A 1476-nucleotide genomic window follows, 5' to 3' on the forward strand; every position below is an offset into this window, starting at 1 on the left:
CTTTGCCATTTCGTGGAGATCGTCGTCGGTCAATGAATCAGAAACTCCATGGGCGAACGGTGCCCGTCACCGGGCCGGGAAATTTGATTGTCCATTTGTGAAACCGCGCAAGCCCGGCTCCGGTGGACGGGATGGTTACCCGCCGTCTTGGATCGATGCAGAGTCGTCATCGTAGTCAGCGGTGGCGAAGTCGGACGGAATCACTGGAGCCGACGTTTGCGTTGGAAAATGCAACATCCCACCAATCCCAATGCTAAGCAGCAGAAGCCCCAGTAGTGCCGAGTAACCGGCCCATGATCTTGCGTTAGCCGTTAAAGCCAACGGACCAATGAAGACGGTGGTGTTGCGAGAGCCTGGGATGTTCACGGAATAGGTGCGAGTAACGGTGCCATCGTCCGTGTAGGTTTGTCCTGTGACGATGTCCGTGTCGATCAGTTCTGGATCGGTGGCGGCAAAAGGTTCGCGGGCAAGCGAGATTGAAGCGAAGGCAAGCAACGCGATTGGTGTCGCAAGACCGATGAAGACAAGCCAAATCGGAAAAGTGTGCATCGCCTTAATCATTGCTTTCAGTCGGGTAACGACAATGTTCACCCAGTCGCGTGAGTGAACGTGACTTCAATTTCCGGCAACCAACGCGACTTGGGTGCAACATATTGTTATCTGGACGATCTTCAGAGGATGTTGCGATCCGGAAGATTCGCCTCAGGGATTTTGGATCGAATATTGTCGATCATCCACTGCTGTTGCTTTTCGTTTAGTACTCCCTTGCGGGTTTCATCCATCAACCAACCAGCACCGTACGTGAATTCAAGAATTTGTTCGTCGCGACTATATAGTTTGATTGATATTTGATCGACAGGTTCGGTATCAATGAACGGACGCCACTTTGCGGTTCGGTAGATTTTCCGAAGTCCGTCGATTGTCTTCTGATTTGTGATCTCGTGACCATTCGCAACGATTCGATCTGCGTCCTTCATTGTTCGCATAACGGACAACTTGGGCGCTGGGTTGAGTGCTGAACAACCAGAGGTCAGCAGTAGCGTAAGTATTGCAATCCATCGCATTTGTTCAGTCCAGATAACGCCTACGATAACCGAGCGGACAAACAGGTGTGAAGCTGTTCCAGAATTGTGGGGTTATAATGGCGAAGCCAACCCCACAATTCTGGAACCTCAGAGTGATCTCCAATTCCGCTTCGGTTCATCGTTTTGTTCAAGTAAGCCGCTATCGCGGCGGGAGTAAGTTTTTCGATTTCTAGTGTAGCCGATTCTCGAGGCGCAGCCATGTTTTCTTGTTGTTTTTTACTCTCTCAACAAGGATCTACCATGGTTAACTACGATCACCTCCCCGCTGCATCTCGTTACTTCGACGGCAAGCTCTATCAGAACATGAATGAAGACCTGCAGCTTGCCGGCATGAGCAAACGCACCGTGCACGGCTACCTGCGAGCCGTGCGACAACTGGCCGACTACTGCG

At 51.3% G+C, this 1476-nt stretch carries 2 protein-coding genes; both read right to left on the reverse strand.

From position 1 onward, the window contains the following. Window positions 1-135: 135 nt before the first annotated feature. Window positions 136-549 (reverse strand): hypothetical protein, encoded by a 414-nt coding sequence (locus tag ABD971_RS32310; protein ID WP_345327832.1) that lies wholly within the window; start codon window positions 547-549, stop codon window positions 136-138. Between the two features lie 122 nt (window positions 550-671). After that, the gene (locus ABD971_RS32315; RefSeq protein WP_345327833.1) at window positions 672-977 is read right to left on the reverse strand and encodes a hypothetical protein; all 306 of its coding nucleotides are present in this window, start codon (window positions 975-977) and stop codon (window positions 672-674) included. Window positions 978-1476 lie beyond the last annotated feature (499 nt).

The sequence above is a fragment of the Novipirellula rosea genome, from assembly GCF_039541335.1.
Classification (GTDB): domain Bacteria; phylum Planctomycetota; class Planctomycetia; order Pirellulales; family Pirellulaceae; genus Novipirellula; species Novipirellula rosea.

What these genes read in the sequence shown, in the direction of transcription:
- ABD971_RS32310 (WP_345327832.1), bottom strand. Translation starts at nt 549, where the DNA reads ATGCACACTTTTCCGATTTGGCTTGTCTTCATCGGTCTTGCGACACCA.
- ABD971_RS32315 (WP_345327833.1), bottom strand. Translation starts at nt 977, where the DNA reads ATGAAGGACGCAGATCGAATCGTTGCGAATGGTCACGAGATCACAAAT.